At 65.1% G+C, this 25,929-nt stretch carries 22 protein-coding genes and 1 pseudogene; 14 read left to right on the top strand and 9 right to left on the bottom strand.

Going from position 1 to position 25,929, the window contains the following annotated elements; all coding sequences use genetic code 11:
• Positions 1 to 12 precede the first annotated feature (12 nt).
• Positions 13 to 1,038: an AraC family transcriptional regulator gene (locus I6F33_RS09970; RefSeq protein ID WP_109144736.1), complete on the bottom strand. Its 1,026-nt coding sequence runs from the start codon at positions 1,036 to 1,038 to the stop codon at positions 13 to 15.
• 188 nt (positions 1,039 to 1,226) lie between these two features.
• Here I6F33_RS09970 and I6F33_RS09965 point away from each other — a divergent pair, with 188 nt between their 5' ends.
• The 6 genes from I6F33_RS09965 to I6F33_RS09940 all read left to right on the top strand — a co-directional run bounded on the left by I6F33_RS09965 (position 1,227) and on the right by I6F33_RS09940 (position 9,999).
• Positions 1,227 to 1,676: a cupin domain-containing protein gene (locus tag I6F33_RS09965; protein WP_036027225.1), complete on the top strand. Its 450-nt coding sequence runs from the start codon at positions 1,227 to 1,229 to the stop codon at positions 1,674 to 1,676.
• Between the two features lie 99 nt (positions 1,677 to 1,775).
• Positions 1,776 to 3,266, top strand: a complete 1,491-nt coding sequence (locus I6F33_RS09960) for an NAD(P)/FAD-dependent oxidoreductase (protein WP_225142244.1) — start codon at positions 1,776 to 1,778, stop codon at positions 3,264 to 3,266.
• Between the two features lie 82 nt (positions 3,267 to 3,348).
• The gene (locus tag I6F33_RS09955; protein WP_225142243.1) at positions 3,349 to 4,422 is read left to right on the top strand and encodes a hypothetical protein; all 1,074 of its coding nucleotides are present in this window, start codon (positions 3,349 to 3,351) and stop codon (positions 4,420 to 4,422) included.
• A 67-nt stretch (positions 4,423 to 4,489) separates the two neighbouring features.
• Positions 4,490 to 5,470 carry an NAD-dependent epimerase/dehydratase family protein gene (locus tag I6F33_RS09950; protein ID WP_109144739.1) on the top strand — a complete coding sequence of 327 codons (981 nt, stop codon included), beginning with the start codon at positions 4,490 to 4,492 and terminating at the stop codon, positions 5,468 to 5,470.
• A 167-nt stretch (positions 5,471 to 5,637) separates the two neighbouring features.
• Positions 5,638 to 6,834: an efflux RND transporter periplasmic adaptor subunit gene (locus I6F33_RS09945; protein ID WP_225142240.1), complete on the top strand. Its 1,197-nt coding sequence runs from the start codon at positions 5,638 to 5,640 to the stop codon at positions 6,832 to 6,834.
• A 12-nt stretch (positions 6,835 to 6,846) separates the two neighbouring features.
• Positions 6,847 to 9,999: an efflux RND transporter permease subunit gene (locus tag I6F33_RS09940; RefSeq protein ID WP_225142238.1), complete on the top strand. Its 3,153-nt coding sequence runs from the start codon at positions 6,847 to 6,849 to the stop codon at positions 9,997 to 9,999.
• Here the strand turns inward: I6F33_RS09940 and I6F33_RS09935 are convergent.
• Both I6F33_RS09935 and I6F33_RS09930 read right to left on the bottom strand, forming a co-directional pair.
• Positions 9,996 to 12,263, bottom strand: coding sequence for a cation:proton antiporter (locus I6F33_RS09935; protein WP_225142236.1), 2,268 nt, complete (start codon positions 12,261 to 12,263; stop codon positions 9,996 to 9,998). The genes I6F33_RS09940 and I6F33_RS09935 overlap by 4 nt on opposite strands.
• 390 nt (positions 12,264 to 12,653) lie before the next feature.
• Positions 12,654 to 13,826: an MFS transporter gene (locus I6F33_RS09930; RefSeq protein WP_036027240.1), complete on the bottom strand. Its 1,173-nt coding sequence runs from the start codon at positions 13,824 to 13,826 to the stop codon at positions 12,654 to 12,656.
• 53 nt (positions 13,827 to 13,879) lie between these two features.
• On the opposite strand from I6F33_RS09930, the gene I6F33_RS09925 reads away from it, so the two are divergent.
• Both I6F33_RS09925 and I6F33_RS09920 read left to right on the top strand, forming a co-directional pair.
• Positions 13,880 to 14,770: a helix-turn-helix transcriptional regulator gene (locus I6F33_RS09925; protein WP_225142234.1), complete on the top strand. Its 891-nt coding sequence runs from the start codon at positions 13,880 to 13,882 to the stop codon at positions 14,768 to 14,770.
• 223 nt (positions 14,771 to 14,993) lie between these two features.
• Positions 14,994 to 16,346, top strand: a complete 1,353-nt coding sequence (locus I6F33_RS09920) for a malonyl-CoA decarboxylase (protein ID WP_109144743.1) — start codon at positions 14,994 to 14,996, stop codon at positions 16,344 to 16,346.
• Between the two features lie 308 nt (positions 16,347 to 16,654).
• Here the strand turns inward: I6F33_RS09920 and I6F33_RS09915 are convergent.
• From I6F33_RS09915 to I6F33_RS09890, 6 genes and pseudogenes are all read right to left on the bottom strand, one after another.
• Positions 16,655 to 16,937: pseudogene (locus I6F33_RS09915) on the bottom strand (GIY-YIG nuclease family protein).
• 360 nt (positions 16,938 to 17,297) lie between these two features.
• Positions 17,298 to 18,467 carry a D(-)-tartrate dehydratase gene (gene tarD, locus I6F33_RS09910; protein WP_225142232.1) on the bottom strand — a complete coding sequence of 390 codons (1,170 nt, stop codon included), beginning with the start codon at positions 18,465 to 18,467 and terminating at the stop codon, positions 17,298 to 17,300.
• A gap of 169 nt (positions 18,468 to 18,636) precedes the next feature.
• Entirely contained in the window at positions 18,637 to 18,879 is a 243-nt protein-coding gene (locus I6F33_RS09905) for a DUF3297 family protein (protein ID WP_036007363.1), read from the bottom strand.
• Positions 18,880 to 18,890: 11 nt separating this feature from the next.
• Positions 18,891 to 19,367, bottom strand: a complete 477-nt coding sequence (locus tag I6F33_RS09900; protein ID WP_036007360.1) for a glutathione peroxidase — start codon at positions 19,365 to 19,367, stop codon at positions 18,891 to 18,893.
• A 2-nt stretch (positions 19,368 to 19,369) separates the two neighbouring features.
• Positions 19,370 to 20,770 (bottom strand): amidase family protein, encoded by a 1,401-nt coding sequence (locus I6F33_RS09895; RefSeq protein WP_036027256.1) that lies wholly within the window; start codon positions 20,768 to 20,770, stop codon positions 19,370 to 19,372.
• Between the two features lie 232 nt (positions 20,771 to 21,002).
• Positions 21,003 to 21,260, bottom strand: a complete 258-nt coding sequence (locus tag I6F33_RS09890; protein WP_036007354.1) for a hypothetical protein — start codon at positions 21,258 to 21,260, stop codon at positions 21,003 to 21,005.
• Between the two features lie 262 nt (positions 21,261 to 21,522).
• On the opposite strand from I6F33_RS09890, the gene pqqA reads away from it, so the two are divergent.
• From pqqA to pip, 6 genes are all read left to right on the top strand, one after another.
• Positions 21,523 to 21,603, top strand: a complete 81-nt coding sequence (gene pqqA, locus I6F33_RS09885; RefSeq protein ID WP_007595659.1) for a pyrroloquinoline quinone precursor peptide PqqA — start codon at positions 21,523 to 21,525, stop codon at positions 21,601 to 21,603.
• A 130-nt stretch (positions 21,604 to 21,733) separates the two neighbouring features.
• Positions 21,734 to 22,663 carry a pyrroloquinoline quinone biosynthesis protein PqqB gene (gene pqqB / locus I6F33_RS09880; protein ID WP_225142230.1) on the top strand — a complete coding sequence of 310 codons (930 nt, stop codon included), beginning with the start codon at positions 21,734 to 21,736 and terminating at the stop codon, positions 22,661 to 22,663.
• Positions 22,660 to 23,439, top strand: coding sequence for a pyrroloquinoline-quinone synthase PqqC (gene pqqC / locus I6F33_RS09875; RefSeq protein WP_036007348.1), 780 nt, complete (start codon positions 22,660 to 22,662; stop codon positions 23,437 to 23,439). The genes pqqB and pqqC overlap by 4 nt, the downstream gene beginning before the upstream one ends.
• A gap of 11 nt (positions 23,440 to 23,450) precedes the next feature.
• Positions 23,451 to 23,762, top strand: coding sequence for a pyrroloquinoline quinone biosynthesis peptide chaperone PqqD (gene pqqD / locus I6F33_RS09870; protein ID WP_036027261.1), 312 nt, complete (start codon positions 23,451 to 23,453; stop codon positions 23,760 to 23,762).
• Positions 23,759 to 24,940, top strand: coding sequence for a pyrroloquinoline quinone biosynthesis protein PqqE (pqqE, locus tag I6F33_RS09865; protein ID WP_225112124.1), 1,182 nt, complete (start codon positions 23,759 to 23,761; stop codon positions 24,938 to 24,940). Before pqqD ends, pqqE begins: the two co-directional genes overlap by 4 nt.
• A complete protein-coding gene (pip, locus tag I6F33_RS09860; protein ID WP_225142228.1) occupies positions 24,930 to 25,916 on the top strand; it encodes a prolyl aminopeptidase in 987 nt (328 codons plus the stop codon). The genes pqqE and pip overlap by 11 nt, the downstream gene beginning before the upstream one ends.
• Positions 25,917 to 25,929 lie beyond the last annotated feature (13 nt).

Genomic DNA, 25,929 nt, shown 5'->3' with positions numbered 1-25,929 from the left:
GGCGAGACGGATCTAGCTCATCCTTCGCCGCAGCGTGGCTGACGGCGTCTCGCCGAATTTCTCGCGGTAGGCGCCGGCCATGCGGCCGAGATGGGTGAAGCCGAGATCGAAGGCCATCTCGGTGATGGAAACATCGGGTGCGGCTTGCGCAAGGCGCGCATTGAGGCCGGCGAGGCGCATGTCGAGCAGCATCTGCGAGATCGACACGCCGAAGTGACGGCGGAAGCCGAGCTGCAGCGCGCGGATGCCGATGCCGGAGGCGCAGGCGAGCTGCGCGAGGTCGAGCGGCTCGCCGGCATGGTCGGCAAGGTGGTCGCGCGCGGCGCGAAGGGCACGCGGCAAACGCTCGGCCTGCCCTGAGAAAGTTTCAATCGCATCCGACAGGCCATGCCGCTGCCGGTTGAGCAGATGATCGAGCAGCGCTTCGCGCCAATCGGCCATTGCGGCCGGCGACAGCCGGCCTGATGGTCCGAGACGCTCGGCGAGTGTCATCAGCTCGGCGAGCCTCGTCTGCAGGGCCCGCCCGGACGGCGCATCCAGCTCGATCACCGGATCGAACTCGACCACCCCGGTCGCCCTGCCCGACAAGGCCGCGGCGCGCTGCTCGACCATGCGGCGATCGAGCAGCAGGATCGCCTGCGCACAATCGCTCCACATCATCCGGGTCGGAATTGTCGGCGACAGCAGCGACGCGATCCGGTCCGGGGCCGCATCGAGCTCACGACGACCGGCACGAATGCGGGCGCTGCCAGCAAGCGGGACCTGCACCAGGAAGAAGCGCTCGAGGCAGCCCGGATCGATGCTGACCGCTCCGCCATAGGCGACGTAGTTGATGGAGAAACCCTCGAACGCCGCGCAATTGTGCCGGGCCGAGAAGCCGGCCGCGCGCGCCTGTGTCGGCTTGAGATCATGCGGGCAGAAGATGCGCCCGATCTGCTCGGCCGCCTCGTCGACGTCATCAGTGGTGACGCGGGCGAAGGCCGCAAGCCGTTCGGCTGCAGAGGCTGTTGCGCTCATTTCCAGCTCGGCTGCGGACATCGTCGACCATGCTTCGCGCCCGGAATTCCTTTAAGCCTATAATAGTTCCGCGGGGGCGAAAAGGGCCAGAGCTCGCAAATTCGTCGTGCTGCATGGCAATAGGTTCATCCGGATTCGTTTAGCGGATAGACAGGCGGTCCGTCCTCGGACGATGCTCCGTCCCCGCCGGAATCCATGAGGAGCAAGCCATGACTGCACTCGAAAAAGGCATCACCGCGAACGGGAAAGGCTACGGCGGCAAGAGCTGGAACATCCTTGGCCAGGTCTATTTCCCCAAGGCCGTCACCGACTCCACTTTCGCGTTCGAGACCAACAGCGATCCCGGCCAGTTCGTGCCGGTGCATATCCATCCGACCCAGGACGAGTTCATCCTGGTGCAGGAAGGCACGCTCGATCTCAAGCTCGACGGTCAATGGGTCAAGGCCAATGCCGGCGACCTCGTGCGCATGCCACGCGGCATCCCGCACGGCTATTTCAACAAGTCCGACAAGCCGTGCCGCGCGCTGTTCTGGGTCTCGCCGATGCAGAAGCTGGAGGCGCTGTTCAACCAGCTGCACAATCTGACCGACCCGGCCGAGGTCGTGCGCATCTCGGCGCTGCATGAGGTCGACTTCCTGCCGCCCGAGGCCAACGACTAGCGGTCGCCGCTCCCTCCACTTGCATCTGCTTGCAGCCTGGCCGGCCGCACCGTGCGGCCGAACGCGGTCGCTTGCGCGCCAAACACATCGAGCAAACCCATGGTCAGCCCAAAACATGTCTGCGTGATCGGCGCCGGCGTCTCCGGCCTTGCCGCCGCGAAAGCATTCTCCACCCGAGGCCACCGCGTCACGATCGTCGAGCGCAGCTCAGATCTCGGCGGCGTCTGGGAGCCGGCGCGCTCCTACCCCGAGGTGCAGACCCAGAGCCCGAAGGAGCTCTACCGCTACACCGACCGCGCCATGCCGGATGCCTATCCGGAATGGCCGACCGGGCCGCAGGTCCACGCCTACCTCGCCGATTATGCCAAGAGTTTTGGCCTCGAGCGCATGCTGCGGCTCAACACCGAAGTCGCCGGCATGGCGCGCCGTGCCGACGGCAGGCCGGGATGGACGCTCGCCTTGAAGGACAAGAACGGCACGACCACGAGCGAGGATTTCGATTTCGTCGCGGTCTGCACCGGGCAGTTCAACGAGCCGCGCGAGCTGCATTGCCCCGGCGAGGACGGCTTTCTGGCGCAGGGCGGCCAGATCCTGCACTCGTCGACATATGGCGATCCGACACTGGCGAAGGGACGCCGCGTCGTCGTGCTCGGCGGCTCGAAGTCCGCAACCGACATCGCCGTGAATGCGGTGAAGTCAGGTGCGCGCGAGGTCACCATCGTGATGCGTGAGCCGGTCTGGCGCATTCCCTATTTCATCGGCGGTCTCGTGAACTTCAAGCGCATCCTCTACATCCGCGCGCAGGAGGAGATGTTTCCGGGTTGGGGCATCAGCGCGATGGGGCGGCTCGCGCACCGCATCGCCGCGCCGCTGGTCTGGGCGAACTGGCGCGGGCTGGAGAGTCTGCTCAAGGCGCAGCTCAAGCTCGGCCGTTGCAACATGGTGCCGAAGGAGCGCATCGAGGACGGCGTCAACTGCTCGGTGCCCATCGCAACGCCGGGCTTCTACCCGATGGTCGCCGACGGCCGCATCAAGGCCGTGTTCGGCACGTTCGACCATTATGAGGGCGACAGCATCGTGATGAGTGGTGGCGAGCGCGTGGGCGCCGACGTCGCCGTGCTCGCGATCGGCTACAAGCTCGGCGTGCCGTTCCTGCCCGAGGCCTACCGGCAGAAACTGGTCGATGCCGACGGGCAGTACCGGCTCTATCGCCTGATCGCCAATCCTGATCTGCCCGAGCTCGGCTTCGTCGGCTTCAACTCCTCGTTCTGCACCGTGCTCTGCGCCGACCTCGCGGCGAACTGGCTGGTGCGTTATGCCGACGGCCAGCTCGCGAACCAGCCGACGGCACAGGCGATGCGCGACAACATCGAGATGATGCTGCACTTCAAGCGCGTCGAGCGGCCGGCCGCGGGCGTCTATGGCGGCCTCTGCGTCGCCCCTTATCACTACCGCCATTTCGACGAGCTGATGGCCGATATCGGCGCGAAGAACCAGAAGACCGGCGGGCTCAAAGGACGCTTCCAACCTCCGGATGCGGATGCTTACGGCAAATTCCTCGCGACGGCGCCGGACTATCGGGCGGCGTGAGAGGAGAATTGCGGCAGCTCGCCTCCGGAGTCTACGATCTCGCTGGCCATCGAATCGACGGGAACCAGCCACAGGATCGGTCATGGGATCGAGACGACTTGCCGCCGCGGCGCTTGCGGCTGTTGCCATCTTCGGCGCGGTGCCCACCGTTGCGCAAAAGGCGGCGCCGACGCCACAGCAATCGGAGGCGCTCGCGGCTTACGAGCGCGCGCTCGGCGACTTCAAATCCATCCTCACTGAGCGGCGGCGCCAGATCGAGGCGAAGGAGCCGCTGCCGAACCTGCCGGGACAGGCGCTCTATCTCGCGCGCGTCGCTGTGATCAGCAGCTACAAGGACCTCACCGACGTCATGCCGTCGCGGATCGGCCGGCCGAACAAGTTCGAGATTCCTCCGGCCTATTTCGATGCCGAGATCGAGCCGCTGGTCGAGGAATACGGCAGGCTGTTCGACCTCATGGAGGCGCCGCCTGCCAACGCGCAGAGCTCGCCGACGCCGTTCGAGGACGTCGTCGATCTTGCGGTCGCGATTGCGCGCGCCAAGGGCCTCGCTCCCGAACACGCCGAAGCTGCCGGGCGGATCAGCCTCGGGCTGTTCTTTGCGGAGACCAACGGCAAGCAGAATGTCCGCAATGCACGCTCGAACACCTATATGGGCAGCTTCCAGACAGGCCCCTCCGAAGACCGCAACGGCCGGCGGAAATGGGAGAAGATCAAGGGCGACGTAGCTGCGATCGACCCGGGCTTGAGCGCGCGAGACGACAAGGAGGAGGCGCGTGCCCGCGGCACCGATCAGCGCTTCAACCACTGGACCAACGTCCGCAACGGGTTGATGAACGCGCACTCCGATCTGTTCCGCGAGATTCCGGGTATCGTCAAGACGCTGCCTGATACGATCGACCAGATGAAGCTTTTCCAGCTGATCCAGATCGTTCCAACCCCGACGCGGTCCGCGCTCAAATCGGGCGATCTCCTGAATTACCGGGTGTCAAGCCCCAGAATCATGGGATACCTGCGCAACAACAGCATCTTTGCCTTCGGACGGGCCGACCGGGCGAAAACCTCGGCAAGCTATCGCGAAATCTTCGCCGCGATGTGGCTGTTCAACCGGAAGTTCGAGAAAGCGATGGCGAAATACGCCGAGATCAGGACACGCTGAGAAAGCGGGTTGCAACTGCCAGCGCAGGTTGTAGTCTCGCGGTGGCATCGACCCCACGGACCATTTCATGCGCATTCTCGTTCTCGGCGGCAGCCAGTTTCTCGGCCGGGCGATCGCAAGCCATGCCTCCGCTGGCGGGCATGACGTGACCTGCGCGGCCCGCGGCCTTGCGGGGCCGATTGCCGCCGGCGCCCGCTTCCTGCGGATCGACCGCGACGTGGCCGACGGACTTGCGCCGCTCGCGGGTGAGACATTCGACGCCGTGGTCGATGTCTCGCGTCATCCCGGCCAGGTCCGTCGCGCAGTCGCCGCGCTGAAGCGGCCGGGCGTGCATTGGACCTTCGTCTCGACGATCAGCGTTTATGCGGACAACCGCATCCCGGGGCAACGCGCCGACACGGCGCCGCTGCGCGAGCCTGTTGCGGGAGAGATCGAGCACAGCACCGAGGCGATCTACGGCGCAGCCAAGGTCGCCTGCGAACAGGCGGTCGGCGATGATGCCTTCATCTGCCGCGCCGGACTGATCGCAGGCCCCGAGGACCCGACCGGACGGTTCGCCTATTGGCCGGCGCGGCTTGCGCGCGGCGGCGAGGTGCTGGCGCCGGGATCGCCGGAGGATGCGGTCCAGTTCATCGACGTGCGCGATCTCGCGCAATGGATCGTGCATGCGGCAGAGAGCGGTCTCGTCGGCATCTATGACGGGATTGGGCCGATCCGCACGCGCGGCGGATTCCTGAGCGAATGCGCTTCCGCGCTGAACGCGTCCTGCACCTTCACCTGGATCGATCGCGCCTTTCTGGAAGCGCATGACGTCAGGCGTTGGGCGGGCCCGCGGTCCTTACCGATGTGGCTGCCATTGCCGGACTACGCCGGCTTCCTGACGCGCGATACCTCGCCGGCACGCGCGGCCGGATTGACCTCGCGACCGCCGGGAGACACCGCGCGCGATACGCTTGATTGGCTCAACGCCGTCAACGGGCCCGTCGTCGGTCTCACTGCCGAAGACGAGAAGGATGTGCTCGCGGCGTGGCATGCGCGCCAGCTCTAGGTGCGGACGGGCCAATCGTTCGCAAAGCGCCTTGTCGTGACAAATCTGTCAAAGGCCACACTGCCGTTTTCGGTGCAAGACCCGTGACCGCCATGGCTATGGTGTTCCACGACTGCCCGTTTGTTGGTAGCCTGCCGCACCGACAGACAGCAATCGGGGACCACCGAATGAGCCGCGCAAATCCCGCATCTCCCGCACGACGCAATGGAGCAGCGAGGAAACATATCGGTCGGGCACTCGCCGCAACCGCGGCATTGGCTGTGCTCGCCGGCTGCGAGGACAAGAACACGTTCGTGGCGCCGCCGCCGCCCAAGGTCGACGTCGCGACGCCGGTGCAGCGTCCGGTGACGCGCTACATCGAGGCGACCGGCAACACGGCGCCGATCAAGAGCGTCGATCTCGTCGCGCGCGTGCAGGGCTTTCTGCAAACGATCGACTATCAGGACGGCACGTTCGTCAAGCAGGGCACCCAGCTGTTCACGATCGAGCCTGAGACCTACAAGCTCAAGCTCGAGCAGGCGCAGGCGGCCGAAGTCGGCGCGCAGGCTTCGCTCCGGCAGGCGGAGGCCGACTACAAGCGACAGGCCGAGCTGGTGCAGCGCCAGGCCGTCTCGCAAGCCACGCTCGATAATTCCACCTCCGCGCGCGACAACGCCCAGGCCAATCTGCAGCAGGCCCAGGCCAACACCAAGCTCGCCGAAGTCAATTACGGCTACACCAAGGTCACGGCACCGTTCGACGGCATCGTCAGCGCGCACATGGTCTCGATCGGCGAGCTCGTCGGCGTCTCCTCGCCGACCCAGCTCGCCACCATCGTGGCGATGGACCCGATCTATGTGAACTTCACCGTCAACGAGCAGGACGTGCTGCGCATCCGCGCCGAGGCGACCCGTCGCGGACTGACGCCCGCGGACATGAAGCACTTCCCGATTCAAGTGGGGCTGCAGACCGATACCGGCTACCCTCATGAGGGCAAGCTCGACTACGTCTCGCCGACCCTCAACCAGTCGACCGGCACGCTGGCCGTGCGCGGCCTCGTTCCCAACGACAAGCGGGTGCTGCTGCCTGGCTATTTCGTCCGGGTCCGCGTGCCCTTCGACCAGGAGAAGAGCGCCCTGCTCGTTCCCGACACCGCGCTCGGCAGCGACCAGGGCGGCCGCTATCTCCTCGTCGTCAACAGCGACAACGTCGTCGAGCAGCGCAAGGTACAGATCGGCCCGGTCGACAACGGCCTGCGCGTGATCGAGAGCGGCCTGAAGCCAGAGGATCGCGTCGTGACCGCGGGGCTCTTGCGCGTCATCCCGGGCCAGAAGATCGACCCGCAGGTGACGAAGATCGAGCAGACGCAGGCCTCGAGCAAGTAGGGGCTGCCAGCCATGATCTCAAAGTTCTTCATCGAGCGGCCGGTCCTCTCGAACGTCATCGCGCTGTTGATGATCCTGATCGGCGGCGTCGCGCTGTTCAATCTCGCCATCGCGCAATACCCCGACGTGGTGCCGCCGACCGTGCAGGTCACCACGCGCTATCCCGGCGCCAGCGCCAAGACCGTGATCGATACCGTGGCGCTGCCGATCGAACAGCAGGTCAACGGCGTCGAGGACATGCTCTACATGCAGTCCTACAGCGGCTCCGACGGCACCTACACGCTGACCGTGACCTTCAAGATCGGCACCGACCTCAACTTCGCGCAGGTGCTGGTGCAGAACCGCGTCTCCAGCGCATTGTCGCAATTGCCGCAAGCCGTGCAGAACCAGGGCGTCACCGTGCAGAAGCGGTCGACCTCGATCCTGTTGTTCGTGACGCTCACCTCGCCGGATGCGAGGTACGACAGCCTCTACTTGAGCAACTACGCCACCATCAACATCCGCGACGAGCTCTCGCGCCTGCCCGGCGTCGGCAACGTCACCGTATTCGGCGCCGGGCAATACTCGATGCGGATCTGGCTCGATCCCAACAAGCTGCAGGTCCGTGGCCTGGTGCCGCAGGACGTGATCCAGGCGATCCAGCAGCAGAGCCAGCAGGTCGCCGCCGGCCAGGTCGGCGCGCCGCCGACGCCGCCGGGACAAGCGTTCCAGTACACGCTGAACGTCAACGGACGGCTCGACGATTCCGGCCAGTTCGAGAACATCATCGTCAAGACGGGCACGAGCGGCGACGTCACGCGGGTGCGCGACGTCGGCTGGGTCGAACTCGGCGCGCAGACCTACAGCCAGATCTTCTCGCTCAACAAGCAGCCCGCGGTCGGCATCGGCGTGTTCCAGTCGCCGGGCGCCAACGCGCTGCAGGTCGAGCAGGCCGTCGAGAAGAAGATGGCGGAGCTCGCCAAGCGCTTCCCCGAAGGCATCAAGTACGACACGCCGTTCGACACCACCAAGTTCGTCGAGGCCTCGGTGCACGAGGTCTATATGACCCTGATCGAGGCCGGCCTGCTGGTGCTGGTCGTGATCCTCATCTTCCTGCAGGACTGGCGCGCGATGCTGGTGCCGGCGACGACCGTGCCTGTCACCATCATCGGCGCCTTCGCCGCGATGGCGGCACTCGGCTTCACCATCAACATGTCGACGCTGTTTGCGATCGTGCTCGCGATCGGCATCGTGGTCGACGACGCCATCGTCGTGGTCGAGGGCGCCGCCCACAACATCGAACAGGGCATGAACGGCCATGACGCCGCGATCCGCGCGATGGACCAGCTGTTCGCGCCGATCGTCGGCATCACGCTGGTGCTGATCTCGGTGTTCCTGCCCGCTTCGTTCCTCGCCGGACTGACCGGGCGCATCTACTCGCAATTCGCGCTGGTGATCGCCGCGACCGCCCTGCTCTCCGCCATCAACGCCGCGACCTTGAAGCCGACGCAATGCGCGCTGTGGCTGCGGCCGGCCGTGCCGCCGGAGCAGCGCAATTTCTTCTATCGGGGCTTCAATGCGGTCTACAACCGCGTCGAGCGCGGCTACACAAGGCTGATCACGTTCCTCGTGAAGCACGCCACCATCTCGGTCGCGTTCGCACTGCTGATCATCGCCGCCAGCGGCTATGGCCTGTCGCGGGTGCCGACCGGCTTCCTGCCGATCGAGGACCAGGGCTATCTGATCGCCGCGGTGCAGCTGCCCGACGGCGCCGCGCTGGAGCGGACGCAGGCCGTGCTCGACAAAGCGAGCGGGCTGATCAAGGACACGCCCGGCGTGGCGCAGGTCATCACCATCGCCGGCATCTCCGCGCTCGACAACAGCGCCAGCCTCGCCAATGCCGGTGTCGCCTACATCATCCTGAAGGATTGGGACGCGCGTAAAGGGCCCGGTGAGGATCTGCGCTCGCTGGTCTTTGGCCTGAACGACAAGCTCGCTGATATCATGGAGGCGCGCACCATCGTGTTGCCGCCGCCGCCGATCCAGGGCATCGGCAACGCCGCCGGCTTCTCGATGCAGGTCGAGCTGCGCGACGGCAACAGCGATTTCGCCAAGCTGCAGGCCATCACCGGCGCGATGGTCACCAACGCTCAAAGCCAGAGCGCGCTGCAGCGCGTGCAGTCCTCGTTCCGCTCCTCGGTGCCGCAATTCAACGTCGAGATCGACCGCGTCAAGACTCAGACGCTTCATGTCACCACGGATCAGGTGTTCTCGGCGCTGTCGACCTATCTCGGCTCTTCCTATGTCAACCAGTTCAACAAGTTCGGCCGCGTGTTCCAGGTCTACACCCAAGCTGATCCCGCGTTCCGCGTCACCGAGCGCGACATCGCCAACATGCAGGTGCGCAACTCGAACGGCGACATGATCCCGCTCGGCACCGTCGCCAAGATCACGCCGGCCACCGGCCCGTCGCTGATCAGCCTCTACAATCTCTATCCGTCCTCGACCGTGATCGGCCTGCCGGCGCAGGGATACTCCTCCGGCCAATCGCTGAAGCTGATGGAGGAGATCGCGGACAAGACGTTGCCGCCGGGCACCGGCTATGAATGGACCGCGATGTCGTATCAGGAGAAGGCGGTCTCGAACCAGATCTACTGGGTGTTCGGGCTCGCCATGCTGCTGGTCTATCTCGTGCTCGCCGGCCAGTACGAGAGCTGGTACGCGCCGATCTCAGTGATTCTCGCCGTGCCGCTGTCGCTGCTCGGGCCGATGCTGATCCTCTCCGCCCTCAAGATCGACAACAACCTCTATTGCCAGATCGGCCTGATCCTCCTGATCGCGCTGTCGGCCAAGAACGCCATCCTGATCGTCGAGGTGGGGCTCGAGCTGCACGGCCGCGACGGCAAGCCGATCATCGAATCCGCGATCGAGGCCGCGCGCGCCCGCTTCCGGCCGATCCTGATGACCTCGTTCGCCTTCATCCTCGGCGTCGTCCCGCTGGTGCTCGCCACCGGCGCCGGCGCCAGCGCGCGCAAGTCGATCGGCATCACCGTGTTCTCGGGCATGCTGGCCTCGACCTGCCTTGCGGTGCTGTTCGTGCCGGCCTTCTTCGTCGTGGTGCAGCGTTTCGAGAACTGGCGGTCGTCGAAGAAGAAGCCGCAGGCGGTGGCGGAGGTGAAGCCCTAACCCTGCTCCGCCGGCGCCTGCCGCGCCTCGCCGCTCGAGACCAGGAGCACCGAGACCTTCGACTGTCGCAGCACTGCATCGGCGACGCCGCCGAAGGAGAGATGGTCGGCCTGGATCCGGTCAACGCCCATAACGACGAGGTCGACGTCGGTGGTGTCGATCTCGCGCAGAATCGCCGCCTCCGGCGCGCGGTTCACGCGCAGGGTCGTGGTGATGTCGACGTCGTAGCGGGCGGCGAGATCGCTGGTGTCCTTGAGGATGCCTGTCTCCTGGCTCAACCCGCGCGAGCTACCGCGCTGCGCACCCTTGTCGCGCGTCGTCGCTACATAGACCACCCGAAGCGAACCTGAGCCGGCCTGCGCCAGCGCCACGGCGACCTCGGCACCGCGCTTGGAGACGGCGCTGCCGGACACGGGAACGAGGATGTTGAGCGCCTCGCGCATCGGCTGTTTCAGGTGCTTGCCCTTGGCGGCCACGATCGCAAGCGGTCCTTCGAACTTCGCGGCAATATCCTCGACCTTGCGATCGAAACGGTCCTTGGTGGCGGCGACCTTGGCGATGCCGACGACCAGGAGATCGAAGCCCTTGCGCGCCTCGTCGGCAATGGTCTCGCCAAGCTCCGCGCGCCTGGTGCGGCTGATGACATCGACGCTGCCGGCATCGTTGTCGCTGTTGGCGGAGACGGTTTCGGCCGCCTTCTTCACCACGGCTTCGTGGCTCACTTCCTCGCCGCGCCCCTTCTCTTGTTCCTCGGCGCGCTTGCCGATATGCAGCACCGTGATCGGCAGGCCGCGCATGCCGGCGATCAGTCCGGCGACATGCGCGGCGAAGGTGGCGTTGACGCTATCGTCCACGGCGAGCAAGGGACGTTCGAGATTGGCGACGAAGCCGCGCCTCTCGAACTCCTCGCGCTCCAACCGCTCCTTCTCCTCCGCGCTCATCGGCAGCCTGGCCAGCGCCGCGCGCAGCATCGGCGGCATCGCCATGGTGGTCACGATCGCCATCGTCACGATCATCGTGAACAGGTTCTGGCTGAGCACGCCGATCGACAGGCCAATGGTCGCGATGATGACCTCGGTCGAGCCGCGCGCGTTCATGCCGCTGGCGAGGGCGAGCGACTCCCTCCCGTTCAACCCGCCCACGGTGCCGCCGACGAACGCGCCACCGAACTTGCCGACGCTGGCGATCACGACGAGCAGGCCGGTGAGCATCAGGAGGTTGGGATCGCGCAGCACCGTGAGATCGGCGCTGAGCCCGGCGAGACCGAAGAACACCGGCATGAAGAAGCTTGAGATCAGCCCGCGCAGGCGCTCGTCGATCCGCCGCGTCAGGATCGGCGATTCCCCGACCAGGATGCCGGCGACGAAGGCACCTAATACGGTGTGGACGCCGATCAGATGCGTGATCATCGCCATGACGCTCATCAGCAGCAGGATCACGGAGATGACCGCGGCCGCGCTGACGAGATTGTCGTTGGCCCAGCGGATCAGCTGGAACACCAGGCGGCGGCCGATGGTGAAGCTGACCGCGAGGAAGGCGAGCGTTCCCAGCACCGACTTGGTCACGGAAGCGATGTCGAGCGAGCCTTGCGAAGCGAGGCTGAAAATGACGGCGATGATGATCCAGCCGATGGTGTCGTCGATCACGGCGGTCGCGACGATGATCTGCCCAACGTTGCGGCGCATGAAGTTCATCTCGCGCACGACGACCGCGACGATCTTCACCGAGGAGATCGACAGCGCCGTGCCCATGAACAGCGACGCCACCAGGCGCTCCTGCGGATTGGGCAGCAGCGCATCCGGCAGGAACTCGCCGAGTGCGAAGCCGCAGGCGAACGGCACGACGATGCCAGCGATCGAGATCGCGATCGCGGCCCTGCCCACCTTCCGGACCAGCTTGAGGTCGGTTTCCATGCCGGTCAGCAGCAAAAGCAGCAGGATGCCGAACTGGGCGATGCCGGCGATCATCGCCTTCTGCTCGGGCGCGTTGGGAAAGATCGCGGCTTGCGCCTCGGGCCAAATCCAGCCGAGCAATGACGGCCCCAGGATGATGCCGGCGAGCAGCTCGCCGATCACTGAGGGTTGGCCGACGCGCATCATGATCTCGCCGAGGCCGCGACCCACCGCGATCAGCAGGACGATCTGCGCCACCAGCAGGAATTCGGACGGGCCGGCCGATTTGCCCGCTTCGGCGCCGGCCGCAATGGTGGTGAGGATGAGCGCCGCGGGGACGAGGCCGACCGGCCGGAGCAAGGTCCACAGCATGCAGGCGTCATTTCCCCTTTACCCGGCCCCGCTGTCGGGGCCACGGGGATAGAACCCGCGGGAGGCGGCGGGAGTTCCTGCCGCGCACGACGGGACGGAGGGGGCAAAAGCGCCAAACGCGAAAACAACCCCATGCACAGTAGGGATGCCGTTGAAAACTTTCAAAAAGTTCGGCTTTGCCGAAACGGCTTGCTCCGCCGGGCAAAACACTGGCAGAATGGCATCGTGGGTGGCATGGCGAGGGTGCCTCCTCATTCTCCGTCATTCCGAGCGCAGCGACTTGTCCGCCGAAGCCTTGCGAAGGCGGAAGCAATCCAGAATTTTTCCGCGGCGGCAATTTGGATTGCTTCGTCGCAAGGGCTCCTCGCAAGGCGGTGGAGAGAGTCTCCCTCACACCACCTGCGGCGTGCGGATCTCGCGCGGCAGGATCAGCGCGGCGGCGATGGCGAGCAGGCAGAGGGCGGCGAAGGCGTGCAGCATGGTGACGAAGCCGCCCCGCTCATAGAGCCAGGCGACCAGACCGACGGAGGCGCCGGCCGCGGTGAAACCGACGAAATAGCGCACGGCATAGGCGCGCGAACGCCACTCTTCCGTGGTGTATTTGCCGACCATGGCGTCGTTGACCGTCACCTGCCCGAACGCACCCATGACGATGCCGATCGAAACGACGATCAGCGGCAGGTTGGACAGGCTCGCGGCCAGATACAGGAATGGCGCCAGCATGAAGGAAAGTGGCAGCGCCACCGTCTTCAGGGAGTAGCGGTCGAGCAGCCGGCCAATCGTGTACTGCGTCATCGCGCCGAACACGTAGACGCCGGCGGCGATGACACCTAACAGAGCCGGGCTCTTGGTCAGGTCCGCAAGGCGCTCGGCGAACAGCTTTGGCAGCGCCACGGTGACGGCGTTGAAGGTCGTGGAGATCGCGATCACCACGATCAGCAGCGCCAGGATCACGCGCCACATGTCCTGCCTGGCCACCCGCGCCTGCGCCGCGGCCTGCTTGCTGCCCTTGCGATCCTCGTGCACGACGCTCAGCGCGAAGGCGATGCCGATCAGGACCGTAACCGCGCCGGGAACGATGAACGCAAAACGCCAGCCGAGATATTGGCCGATCACGCCGGTGACCAGGGCCGACGACGCCACGCCGAGATTGCCCCAGACGCCATTGATGCCCATCTCGCGGCCGAGCCGGTCGGCGTAGGACACGATCATGGCGGTGCCGACGGGATGATAGATCGACGCAAAGATGCCGATCGCAAGCAGCGCCGCGCCGAGCTGCACGGGGGTCTGCACGAAGCCGACCGCGATCATCGAAAGGCCGATGCCGACGAAGAAGATCAGCATCATGTGGCGGCGGCTCCAGCGATCGCCCAGCCAGCCGGTGAGCAGCGAGCCGGCGCCGAAGGCAACGAAGCCCGGCGTCGCGTAGGGCAAGAGTTCCGAATAGGCCATGCCGAGCGCCGGGCCCATGATGATGACAGCGGCGGCGAAGATCAGCATCGAATAATGGTCGATGAAATGACCTGCGTTGACGAAACCGATGACCCGACTGGGGCTGTTCATTTACCGAATCCTCTCCTGCTCCGAAATGAGTTATATGTCCTCCCCATGACGGGATGCCGCCAATGACTGTCTTGAAAACGCCAATCTTGGAAACACCAAGCCTGGAAACGCCAATCCTGCGGGAGGTCCGGAGCAACCACCGCTCGCCCGCGGGCGTGCACCTGGTCGCCCGCGACTATCCCAAGGGGATGCGGATCGATCTGCACATGCACCGCGAGGCGCAGCTGATCTATGCGGCAAAGGGCACGATGCAGGTGACGACGCCCGCCGGACGCTGGCTGGTGCCGCCGGACCGCGCGGTCTGGGTGCCGGCCGGGCTCGAGCATGCCATCGACCTGCTGGCCGACATCGAGATGCGCACGCTGTATTTCGACCTGTCCTGGCTGAAGCGCGAGCAGCGCTATGACGGCCTGACCAGGGAATTCGTGGTGCGGGTGTCGCCGCTGCTCAATCAGGCGATTCTCGCGCTGTTCGACGGGCGCAACACCGAAGAGCGCACCGAGCTCCTGGTGCGCCTGGTGATGCTGGAATTGCACCAGGCCGAGGATTCCGCGACCTTCGTGCCGCTGCCGCGCGAAGCGCGCTGCCGCCGCGCCGCGATGATCGTGCTCGACGATCCCACCGGCCTGCACGACATCGACACGCTGGCGCGCGCGGTCGGAACCTCCGCGCGTACGCTGTCGCGGCTGTTTTCGAGCGAGACGCAGCTGAGCTTCAAGAGCTGGTGCCAGCGCGCGAGGATTGCGGCGGCGATCGAGCGGATATCGACGGATGCGAACGTGTCGGTGAAGCAGCTCGCGACCCAGCTCGGCTATGCCAGCGTGCCGGCATTCTCGGCCGCATTCCGCCAGGTGACGGGTCGGACGCCGACGGAGTTTGCAACACACGCGGTGTCGTCGCCCGGCTTGACCGGGCGACCCAGTACGCCGAGACGGCTCGGCTAGAATCGAGAAGCTGCGGCGTACTGGATGCCCCGGTCAAGCCGGGGCATGACAGCGCGTTGGAATGAGCACTGCCCGGCATATCATCGACCCGTTCCGGCATGCCCTCATCTCCAAACGCACGGCGGAGCGAAAGATGCCGCATTCGCCTGCTTGATTGTGATCGGCTTGCACCCAAATCCCGTGTAAGCTTGCCGCATCGCACAGACCTGATACGAAAGCCCCGATGGCCAACGCCTTCTTCTCCGACCTGCTTGCCACCATCTCCGAGCGCGGCCGCACGTTGCTTCGCCGGGGGGACGCCGCCGATACCAAGCATGATGCCGACGGACTGCTCGAGCTCTGCGATGCGCTGCTGTCGGGCCGGGGCGAAGCCTCGGGCACGGCGATGGCGCGCGAGGTGCTCGACATCTACCGGGAGCTGGACGCTGCGGGACGCCGCGCCTTCTTCGAGGGATTGGTGCGCGATTTCGGTCCCGACCGGGAGCGCCTGTCCAAGGCGATCGAGACATGGCGGGCCGCGCCCAGCGACGAGGACGCAAGCTCGCTGCACTTCGCTTCCGAGCCGCGCCGGCAGGAGCTGATCCGGCGGCTCAACCGCGCGCCCGGCGGTACCGGCGATCTCGTCAACATGCGCGCCGATCTGCTCGGCATGATGAACGGGCACACCGATCTCGCCGCGCTCGACCGCGACGTCTCGCATCTTCTTTCTTCGTGGTTCAATAGGGGGTTTCTCGTGCTGCGCAGGATCGACTGGTCGACGCCGGCCAACATCCTCGAAAAGATCATCCGTTATGAGGCCGTGCACGAGATCTCGGACTGGGATGATCTGCGCCGCCGCATCGATCCGGTCGACCGGCGCTGCTACGCCTTCTTCCATCCTGCGATGGTGGACGAGCCCTTGATCTTCGTCGAGGTGGCGCTGACCGAGACGATCCCCGGCGCGATCCAGCCCCTGCTCGCAGTCGACCGCCAGCACCTGCCGATCGAGCGCGCGCGCACCGCCGTGTTCTATTCGATCTCCAACACCCAGCGCGGCCTGGGCGGCATCTCCTTCGGCAGCTTCCTGATCAAGCAGGTGGTGGAAGAGCTGCGCCGCGAGTTGCCGAAGCTCGACACCTTCGTCACGCTGTCGCCGGTGCCGGGCTTCATGGCCTGGGTTAAGCAGGACAAGGATCTGCCGCTGTCGGACGAGGACCGCGAGGTGCTGAGGCGCCTCGACGATCCAAGATGGTTCGAGAGCCCGGAGACGGCGGCGCTGCTCCGCGCCGTGCTGGAGCCGCTCGCGGCGCACTATTTCCTCAAGGCGCGCACGCCGAAAGGCAAGCTGATCGATTCCGTCGCCCGCTTCCATCTCGGCAACGGCGCGCGGCTGGAGCGCATCAACTGGCTGGGCGACCTCTCGCCCAAGGGAATGCGCGAGTCCGCCGGCGTCATGGTCAACTACCTCTACCGCCTCGACGACATCGAGAAGAACCACGAGGCCTATGCCAATGACGGCGAGGTCGTGGCGTCCAGTGCAGTGAAGAAGCTGCTGAAGGGCGAGGGGCGAAGGCTGCTGGATATGCGGCTGTCGTAGGGGGCGGACGCTTACCACATCGTCATTGCGAGCACAGCGAAGCAATGCCGCCGTGGAAAGATTCTGGATTGCTTCGCTGCGCTCGCAATGACGGAGTGTGGGGCGACAGCTGGCGAAACCCAACGACCGCCCACCGCAGGCTCGGACAACCACGGATGACTTCGGCTCTCTCCACCGTCATTGCGAGGAGCCCTTGCGACGAAGCAATCCAGGCTGCTGCCGCGGAAAGATCCTGGATTGCTTCGCTACGCTCGCAATGACGGAGGACCTGGCAGCGGCTCGCCGAGTAGCCGCAGATCTCCTGCCGGTCAGATCAGCGTCGCGTACAAATCGTCCCAATTCGGATTGAGGCTCTCAATGAGCGCAAGCTTCTTCGCCCGGCTGCCACCTTTGATCTGCTTCTCGCGCACAATCGCGTCGGACATGGTCGCGTGCAGCTCGTACCAGACGAGGAGCTTGCAGCCGTACTTCGATGAAAAACCCTTTACCAGTCCTTCGCGATGCTCGAACGCGCGGCGGATTGGAGGTGACGCCCGTGTAGATCGTTCCGTTGCGACGATTGGCGAACATGTACACGCAGGGTTGCTTCATAATCGTACTCGGCTGAGGACAGCTTCTACAATAGCACAACCAGGAGATGACTACGAGGCTTTCGCCAGCGTCATTGCGAGGAGCCGTTGCGACGAAAGCAATCCAGACTGCCGAAGCGGAAAGACCCTGGATTGCTTCGCTGCGCTCGCAATGACGGAGTGTGTGGCGACAGCTCGCGCAATTCGGCACATTGGGCTGCGGGCCAGACGCCCGCGAGCGGCCAGTGGCCCCTCCACCGTCATTGCGAGGAGCTCTTGCGACGAAGCAATCCAGACTGCCTCCGCGGAAAGATTCTGGATTGCCTCGCTGCGCTCGCAATGACGGAGTGTGTGGCGCGGACGTCGCGCTCCAACGATACTCCTACTCCGCCAGCGCCTGCATCTCCTTGTAGAGATCGGACTTGCCTTCGAAGCCGATGCCTGCAAGCTCGGGCATGGTGATGTGGCCGTTCTCGACGCGGACGCCGTCGGGGAAGCCGCCATAGGGCTGGAACAGGTCGGGATAGCTTTCGTTGCCGCCTAAGCCGAGGCCGGCGGCGATGTTGAGCGACATCTGGTGGCCGCCGTGCGGGATGCAGCGGCTCGGCGACCAGCCGTGGGTCTTCAGCACCTCCAGCGTGCGCTGGTATTCGCACAGGCCATAGGACAAGGCGCAATCGAATTGCAGCCAGTCGCGGTCGGGGCGCATGCCGCCGTAGCGGATCAGATTGCGGGCGTCCTGATGGCTGAACAGGTTCTCGCCCGTCGCCATCGGGCCCGGATAGAATTCGGCGAGCGCGGCCTGCAGCGCGTAGTCGAGAGGATCGCCGGCTTCCTCGTACCAGAACAAGGGATAGTCACGCAGCATCTTGGCGTAGGCGATGGCGGTCTCCAGGTTGAAGCGGCCGTTAGCATCGACGGCGAGCTGCGCGTCCTTGCCGATTTCCTTCAGCACTGCCTCGATGCGCCTGCGGTCCTCGTCGATATCAGCGCCGCCGATCTTCATCTTGACGACATTGTAGCCACGATCGAGATAGCCGCGCATCTCGGCCCGCAGCATCGAGAGATCCTTGCCGGGATAATAGTAGCCGCCCGCGGCGTAGACGAAGACGCGCGGATTGGCTTTGACGCCGTGACGCTCGGCGAGCAAGCGGAACAGCGGCTTGCCGGCGATCTTCGCCACCGCGTCCCACACCGCCATGTCGATGGTGCCGACCGCGACCGAGCGCTCGCCGTGGCCGCCCGGCTTCTCGTTGGTCATCATCGCGGCCCAGACCTTGTCGGGGTCGAGATTGTCGCCGGCTGCGTCGAGCAGCGACTTCGGATCAGCTTCCGTGATGCGCGCGGCGAAGCGCTCGCGGATCAGGCCGCCCTGCCCGTAACGGCCGTTGGAGTTGAAGCCGTAGCCGACGACGCGCTTGCCGTCGCGGACCACGTCGGTCACGACGGCGACGAGGCTGGTCGTCATCTTCGTAAAGTCGATATAGGCGTTGCGGATCGGCGAGGAGATCGGTTTCGTAATTTCGCGGACGTCGACGATGCGGACGGACATGGGGTGGGCTTTCGGTGGTTATTATTGTGATTGCGAGGAGCGAAGCGACGAAGCAATCCAGACTGCTTCCGCGGAAAGATTCTGGATTGCTTCGCTTCGCTCGCAATGACGGGGAGAGAGTGTGTGCTCCTCGCAATGACGAGGAGCGAGCGGCGCGCTCAGTTCGAACCTATTTCTTATCCCGGAAATACGGCTCCACCGGACCGTGCACCTTGATGGTCAGCGGGTTGCCGTGGCGATCCTTGGCGTTCCCTGCGGTGACGCGGACCCAGCCTTCGCTGATGCAGTACTCCTCGACATTGGTCTTCTCGATGCCCTTGAAGCGGATGCCGACGTCGCGCGACAGGATCTCCGCGTTGTAATAGGGGCTGTTCGGGTCGACCGACAGGCGGTCCGGAAATTCGTCGCTCATGATTGTCTCGCTCACAACAGTGTTTCGATTTGATTGCGCAATCCTTCGGGCCGGGCGGTCGGCGCGTAGCGCGCGACCACGCGGCCCTCACGGTTCACCAGGAATTTGGTGAAATTCCATTTGATGGCGGCGCCGAGAAGCCCGGATTGCTGGCGTTTCAGGTACTCGTACAGAGGATGCGCCTTCGGCCCGTTGACGTCGATCTTCTCGAACAGGGGAAAGGTGACGTCGTAATGGGTCGAGCAGAATTCCTGGATCTCGCTCGCCTGCCCCGGTTCCTGCGCGCCGAACTGGTTGCAGGGAAAGCCGAGCACCGAGAAGCCGCGCGGAGAGAGGTCGCGATGGAGATCCTCGAGGCCGCGATATTGCGGCGTGAAACCGCATTTGCTCGCGGTGTTGACGATCAAGAGCACCTGCCCCTCGAAACGCCGCAGGGCGACCTCCTCGCCGGCCAGCGAGTTGGCCTTGAAGTCGTAGATGGCGGTCATCGCTAGCCCACGGGATCGATCGGCGATGGCGGCACGCCGCCGGCCTCGATCGCTTCGCCCGCGAGCAGGCACAGATCCTCGCGATAGCGGCCAGAGACGATGTGCACGCCGACCGGCGCCCTGCCGACGAGACCTGTGGAGACCACGAGGCCCGGCAATCCCATGAAGGGAATCGCGATCTGCGGCAGCTGCGCTTCCCAGACCCGCTTGAAGGAATCCTCGTCCTTGCGATCGAGATGGTCGGGGAACGGCAATTCGCCGGAGACCGGCGTCAGCAGCACGGCGTATTTTTCGAAGAACAGCATCCAGTCGCGGGTCAGCGTGGCTCGCCGGGTCAGCGCCTTGGCGTAATTGGCCTGATCCATCGGCGTGACCCTGGCGCGGTTGCCGCGCAGGCAGGCCAGTGCGCCGGGATCGCCCTCGCGCTCGGCCATTTCCAGCTGCGCCTCATAGCCGTCACCGAGCCAGAGCTTGATCTGCCATTCCACCGCTTCGCGCATCGGCGGCGTGTCCTCGATCACATCGACGGTCCAGCCGGCGCGCTCCAGCCGCTTGCCGGCATCGCTCACCGCGGCCTTCACCTCCGGTGCGGTGGCAAGCCCACCCGGATTGAGGCACAGCGCAGCGCGCTTGTCCCGTGCGGGTCCTTGCAGCGGCACCGGCGCGAACCAGGGATCGCGGATGTCGCGGGCCGACATCGCTTCAAGCGAGATGCGCAAATCGTTGACCGTGCGCGCCAGCGGGCCCGACACCGCCATGATCTGCGGCCCGATCGGGCGCTCCGGCAGCGCCGGGTTGAAGGCGGGAATGCGTCCGAGCGTCGGGCGCAGACCGTGCACGCCGCAGGCATAGGCGGGATAGCGGATCGAGCCGGCAATGTCGGTGCCGTGCGCGATGTGGCCGATGCCGGCCGCGACCGCCGAGCCGGCGCCGCCGGACGAGCCGCCCGGCGTCAGCGAAGCGTCGCGGGGGTTCTTGGTGTCGCCGTGGATGAGATTGGTGGTGAACCAGCGGTAGGAGAAGGCCGGGCAATTGGTGCGGCCGAGCAGGATGGCGCCCGATTTCCGGAAATTGGCGACCACCGGATTGTCCTCGCGCGCGATCAGGTCGCGCTGCAGCTTGAGGCCGTTGGTGGTGGCAAAGCCTTCCTGGTCGACATTGGCCTTGATGGTGACGGGCACGCCCGCGAGGACGCCGGGGTCCTCGCCCCGGCTAATTGCGGCATCGACGGCATCGGCCTGCTTGAGCACGTCATCCGGCCGGTGGTCGATCACCGCGTTGAGCTGGGGATTGACGGCATCGAGCCGCGCGAGACCGGCCTTGGCGGCCTCCCTGGCGGAGACTTTTTTGGACCTGACGAGGGTGGCGAGGTCGGCGGCCGACAGGCGCCAGAGATCTTGCATGGCTTGCTCCGTATGACAGGCGTCTTTTAGCGCCGGGAACGCGGCAAAGCCATGCGGATTTCGCGGGGGTGAAAGGCGGGTTTTGCGCCGGGCGTTGCCTCATTCTCCGTCATTGCGAGGAGCCCTTGCGACGAAGCAATCCAGGCTGCCTCCGGGGAGGGATTCTGGATTGCTTCGCTACGCTCGCAATGACGTGGAGAGAGCGGTGAGCCCGTTACCCTACCGCGTCCGGCTAATGCCTCGTCGCGGACTGGTCCGGCATGTCGAGCAGCGCTTCGGTGAAGGGAAACTCCAGCACGATCTCGCCGTCGGCGTCGGTGACCTCGATGACGGCCTCCAGCAGCGCCGGCTGGGTTCCTTCCGACTTCACGACCTCGAGGATCATCTGGCGCGCGACCTCCCAGGCGCGATCGGGGTTGCGCAGGTCCTCGCCGTCAGGATCCACGATCAGTTCGTCTCCGATGCGGGTGTTGAAGAAATATCTGGGCATGCCTGATCCAATGGGGTCGTCTGTCGCCGATGAGAAGCCGGTCCATACTCACAACTGGTTTATCCCGACAGGGATCACGACCTATCGGCAATTTTGCGTATCTGATCCGCTCATCTTTGCGGCCGCAATACGCCATCTTTGCAGTGCAACAATTCCCGCAGCCTACTACCTAGGTCGGGAAAATTTCACTGGCGAACTTTGCCGTCCGCACTAATTTGTCCAATGGGCGGATACGTCCGAATTCGCGAAAATGGAGAGCCAAATGGCCTGGAAAGCCCCTAAGATCGTCGAAGTGCCCTGCGGCATGGAAATCAATATGTATGTGAGCGCCACCCGCAAGTAAGCGGCTGGTGGAAACGCGTTCTGCGCAGGTGGTTCTTTCGGTCACGATACGTTTCCGGCAGAGAGAAACCTTGTCCGAAACTGTCTCGGCCTGAGATCCACCTCGCCAATTCGCCTCCAGGAGACGGATCATGCTTCGCGTCGTCGTCCTGGGCGCCGGGGCCGGCGGCGGAGTTCCGCAGTGGAATTGCGGCTGCGAAGGCTGCCGCGCGGCTCGTGCGAAGGGACAAGAGCTGTTTCGAACCCAGGCTTCGGTCGCCTTCAGTGGCGACGGCGACCACTGGTTCCTGATCAACGCCTCCCCCGATCTTCGCCAGCAATTGAACGCCACGCCGCAGCTGCACCCAAAGGTGGGCGCGCTGCGCCACACGCCGATCGCGGGCGTGATCTTGACCAACAGCGAAGTCGATGCGGTGGCCGGCCTGCTGTCGATGCGCGAAGGCTCGCCCTTCACGATCTATGCGCACGAGAAGGTGCTGGCGATCCTCAGCTCCAACAGCATCTTCAACGTGCTGAACGAGAAGAACGTGCGGCGCCAGCCGATCGCGATCCGCGAGCCGTTCGAGCCGCGGCTGCCCGACGGCACGCGCTCGGGGCTCGAGGTGCTGCCCTTTGCCGTGCCGGGCAAGTCGGCGTGGTATCTCGAAGGCAAGGCGCATCCGGGCGGCGAGAGCGGCGACGGCGACACGCTGGGCCTGAAGATCACCGACAAGGCCACGGGCAAGTTCTTCTACTTCATCGCGGCCTGCGCCGAGGTGACCGACGCGCTCAAGGCCGAGATCGACGGCGCTTCACTGGTGTTCTTCGACGGCACCGTCTGGCGCGACGACGAGATGATCAGGGCTGGCCTCGGCCACAAGACCGGCAAGAGCATGGGCCATGTCGCCATGTCCGGCGAGGACGGCGCCATCGCCCGGCTGGCCGATCTCAATATCGACAGGAAGCTGTTTCTGCATATCAATAACTCGAATCCGGCGCTGCTGCCCGGCTCGCCCGAGCGCAAGCTCACTGAGGAGGCGGGCTGGCAGATACCCGCGGATGGAACGGAGATCGTGCTGTGAACGCCGCATCACTGACTGGAATGACCGCACTCTCGATCGGCAAGGACTTGAAGCTCAACTCCGCCGAGGAGCTGGAGGCAACGCTGCGCCACATCGGCGCCACGCGTTATCACAGCCTGCACCCGTTCCATAAGCTGCTGCATGGCGGCAAGCTGAACAAGGGCCAGGTGCAGGCGTGGGCGCTCAACCGCTACTATTACCAGAGCACCATTCCGATCAAGGACGCGGTGGTGATCTCCCGCTTCCGCGACCGCGCCACGCGGCTGGAATGGCGCCATCGCATCGAAGACCATGACGGCGATGTCGACAGCGAGGGCGGCATCGAGCGCTGGATCAAGCTGACCGAAGGGCTCGGGCTCGACACCGCTTACGTCGAATCCACCGAAGGCATTTTGCCGGCGACGCGCTTCGCGGTGGAAGCCTATGTGCACTTCTGCCGCGAAAAAAGCCCGCTGGAGGCGATCGCCTCCTCACTGACCGAGCTGTTCGCGCCCAACCTGCATGAGGAGCGCATCGCCGGCATGTTGGAGCACTACGACTTCGTCAACCCGGATATCATGAGCTACTTCAAGCGCCGCCTGACCCAGGCGCCGCGCGACGCCAATTTCGCGCTCGATTATGTCAAGAGGCACGCCACGACGCCGGAGCAGCGCGCGCAGGTCTGCAACGCGCTGATCTTCAAGACCAACGTGCTGTGGGTGCAGCTGGATGCGCTCCAGCATGCCTATGTCGAGGGCCACATTCCGCCGGGCGCGTTCGTGCCCAAAGCGAGCTGAGGATTAAAGCAATGGCCGGGCCGCGAAACATCAGCGTCAGCGAGGCAAGCCGCCCCGTGCTGCCGCGGCATGCCAAGCTGAAATATGATGAGACCCGCAAGGTCTGGGTGATCCTGGCGCCGGAGCGGGTGCTAGCGCCGGACGAGATCGCGGTCGAGGTCTTGCAACTCTGCAACGGCGAGCGCAATGTCGGCGACGTCGCCGATCAGCTCGTCGCAAAGTACGCAGCGCCGCGCGAGGCGATCCTGGCCGACGTCATCGCCATGCTACAGGATCTCGCCGACAAGGGCTTTCTCACCGAGATCAGGGAGAAGACGTCATGAGCGACGTGACCATCCCGCCCAGCGACAGCCTCGCGGTGCTGGAGAAGCAGCGCTCGACGGCGGAGACGTTCGGCATTCCGCTCGCGGTGCTGCTCGAGATCACCCATCGCTGCCCGCTGCAATGTCCCTATTGCTCCAACCCGGTCGAGCTCGACCGCTCCGGCAAGGAGCTGACGACGGACGAGTGGAAAAAAGTGCTGAGCGAGCTCGCCGAGATCGGCGTGCTCCAGGTGCATTTCTCCGGTGGCGAGCCGACGGCGCGGAAAGATCTCGTCGAGCTGGTCAAGCATGCCAGCGACGCCGGGCTCTACACCAATCTCATCACCTCGGCCGTGCTGCTGACGCGCGAGAGGCTCAGCGATCTCGCAGATGCCGGGCTCTGCCATGTGCAGATCTCGTTCCAGGGCATCGAAGACGGCCTCGCCGATCGCGTCGCCGGCTACAAGGGCGGCCACCGCAAGAAGCTCGAGGTCGCGAAATGGACGCGCGAGCTCGACCTGCCGCTCACCGTGAACGCGGTGATGCACCGGCAGAACCTGCACCAGTTGCCCGACATCATCCAGATGGCGCTCGATCTCGACGCCGACCGGCTCGAGGTCGCCAATGTGCAATATTACGGCTGGGCGCTGAAGAACCGCGCCGCGCTGATGCCAACCGTGGCGCAGCTCGATGAGTGTACCCGCCTCGTTGAGGAGGCGCGCGAGCGGCTGAAGGGCCGACTGACCATCGACTACGTGGTGCCGGATTATTACGCGCTGCGGCCGAAGAAATGCATGGGCGGCTGGGGCCGGCAGTTCTTCAACATCTCGCCCGCCGGCAAGGTGCTGCCCTGCCATGCCGCCGAGAGCATCACCGGGCTCGATTTCGAATCGGTGCGCTCCAACCATTCGATCGCCTGGATCTGGCAGAACTCGGAGGCCTTCAACCGCTATCGCGGCACCGGCTGGATGAAGGAGCCGTGCAAGAGTTGCGAGTTCCGCGAGATCGATTTCGGCGGCTGCCGCTGCCAGGCCTTCGCGCTGACCGGGGACGCCGCCAACACCGACCCGGCCTGCGCGCTGTCGCCGCTGCACGAGACCATCTTCAAGCAGGCGGAAGCCGAGGCCGCAGGCGACACCAGCCGCTTCCTCTATCGCAACTTCGCCGGCGGCACCCTGGAATCCGAGAATGACGCCTGACGCCGACGCGGGCACAGCGGCCAAACGCACTGATCCCTTTGCGCCGCTGACCTCCGATATGCTCGACGTCGGCGACGGCCATGAGCTCTGTGTCGAGAGCGTCGGCCGCAGCGACGGCATCCCCGCGGTCTATCTGCATGGCGGGCCCGGCAGCGGCTGCCAGCCCGACCATCGCCGGCTGTTCGATCCCGACCGCTTCTGCGCCGTGCTGTTCGACCAGCGCGGCTGCGGCCGCAGCCGGCCCAAGGGATCGCGCGAGCACAACACCATTGCGCACCTGATCGCGGACATGGAAAAGATCCGCGAAAAATTCGGCTTCGAACGGTGGATGGTGGTCGGCGGCTCCTGGGGCGCGACGCTGGCGCTGGCTTATGCAGAGGCGCATCCCGAGCACGTCTCGGGCATTGCGCTGCGCGCGACGTTTCTCGGCACGCGAGCAGAAGTCGAGACGGCCTTCACCTCGCGCCTGTCGCAATTCCATCCGGCGCTGTACGAGGATTTCCTCAGCGTGCTGCCGCCAGAGGAGCGCGACCGGCCGGTGGATGCCTATTGGCGCCGCATCCTCGATAGCGACCCTGCCGTGCATGGCCCGGCGGCGAAGGCCTGGCACGACACCGAGCGCGTCTTGTCCGAGCACAAGCCGGCACGGACGCGGCTCGACCTCGCCGGGCTGAACGTCTGGCGCACATTGCCGGCGACGCCGTTCATGGAAGCGCATTATTTCATCAACGACAGCTTCATGAACGAGGACCAGCTGCTGCAGAATGCGGGGCGACTCGACGGCATTCCCGGCATGATCGTGCAGGGTCGTTATGATTTGCTGTGTCCTCCCGCGACAGCGCAGGCCCTTGCGAAAGTATGGCCCGGTTCCGAGCTTCGCATCGTGGAAGAAGCCGGGCATTCGCTCTATGATGGCGGCGTGAGGGACGCGGTCATGAAGTCGATCGCGGACCTTGCGTCGAAGATCGGGCGATGAGAGGACAAGAAGA

This window comes from Bradyrhizobium sp. BRP20, from assembly GCF_020194215.1.
Classification (GTDB): Bacteria; Pseudomonadota; Alphaproteobacteria; order Rhizobiales; family Xanthobacteraceae; genus Bradyrhizobium; species Bradyrhizobium yuanmingense.
Note: the sequence above shows the minus strand (reverse complement) of the source record. Positions and strands in the feature narration are given on the sequence as shown.

Coding starts and splice junctions, on each gene's coding strand:
- pqqA (WP_007595659.1), top strand. CDS start 21,523: ATGGCCTGGAAAGCCCCTAAGATCGTCGAAGTGCCCTGCGGCATGGAA.
- I6F33_RS09935 (WP_225142236.1), bottom strand. CDS start 12,263: ATGCTGTGGACCTTGCTCCGGCCGGTCGGCCTCGTCCCCGCGGCGCTC.
- I6F33_RS09945 (WP_225142240.1), top strand. CDS start 5,638: ATGAGCCGCGCAAATCCCGCATCTCCCGCACGACGCAATGGAGCAGCG.
- pqqE (WP_225112124.1), top strand. CDS start 23,759: ATGAGCGACGTGACCATCCCGCCCAGCGACAGCCTCGCGGTGCTGGAG.
- I6F33_RS09970 (WP_109144736.1), bottom strand. CDS start 1,038: ATGTCCGCAGCCGAGCTGGAAATGAGCGCAACAGCCTCTGCAGCCGAA.
- I6F33_RS09900 (WP_036007360.1), bottom strand. CDS start 19,367: ATGACCGCCATCTACGACTTCAAGGCCAACTCGCTGGCCGGCGAGGAG.
- I6F33_RS09930 (WP_036027240.1), bottom strand. CDS start 13,826: ATGAACAGCCCCAGTCGGGTCATCGGTTTCGTCAACGCAGGTCATTTC.
- I6F33_RS09905 (WP_036007363.1), bottom strand. CDS start 18,879: ATGAGCGACGAATTTCCGGACCGCCTGTCGGTCGACCCGAACAGCCCC.
- tarD (WP_225142232.1), bottom strand. CDS start 18,467: ATGTCCGTCCGCATCGTCGACGTCCGCGAAATTACGAAACCGATCTCC.
- I6F33_RS09920 (WP_109144743.1), top strand. CDS start 14,994: ATGGCCAACGCCTTCTTCTCCGACCTGCTTGCCACCATCTCCGAGCGC.
- pqqD (WP_036027261.1), top strand. CDS start 23,451: ATGGCCGGGCCGCGAAACATCAGCGTCAGCGAGGCAAGCCGCCCCGTG.
- I6F33_RS09965 (WP_036027225.1), top strand. CDS start 1,227: ATGACTGCACTCGAAAAAGGCATCACCGCGAACGGGAAAGGCTACGGC.
- I6F33_RS09940 (WP_225142238.1), top strand. CDS start 6,847: ATGATCTCAAAGTTCTTCATCGAGCGGCCGGTCCTCTCGAACGTCATC.
- I6F33_RS09950 (WP_109144739.1), top strand. CDS start 4,490: ATGCGCATTCTCGTTCTCGGCGGCAGCCAGTTTCTCGGCCGGGCGATC.
- I6F33_RS09960 (WP_225142244.1), top strand. CDS start 1,776: ATGGTCAGCCCAAAACATGTCTGCGTGATCGGCGCCGGCGTCTCCGGC.
- pip (WP_225142228.1), top strand. CDS start 24,930: ATGACGCCTGACGCCGACGCGGGCACAGCGGCCAAACGCACTGATCCC.
- pqqB (WP_225142230.1), top strand. CDS start 21,734: ATGCTTCGCGTCGTCGTCCTGGGCGCCGGGGCCGGCGGCGGAGTTCCG.
- I6F33_RS09955 (WP_225142243.1), top strand. CDS start 3,349: ATGGGATCGAGACGACTTGCCGCCGCGGCGCTTGCGGCTGTTGCCATC.
- I6F33_RS09925 (WP_225142234.1), top strand. CDS start 13,880: ATGCCGCCAATGACTGTCTTGAAAACGCCAATCTTGGAAACACCAAGC.
- I6F33_RS09895 (WP_036027256.1), bottom strand. CDS start 20,770: ATGCAAGATCTCTGGCGCCTGTCGGCCGCCGACCTCGCCACCCTCGTC.
- I6F33_RS09890 (WP_036007354.1), bottom strand. CDS start 21,260: ATGCCCAGATATTTCTTCAACACCCGCATCGGAGACGAACTGATCGTG.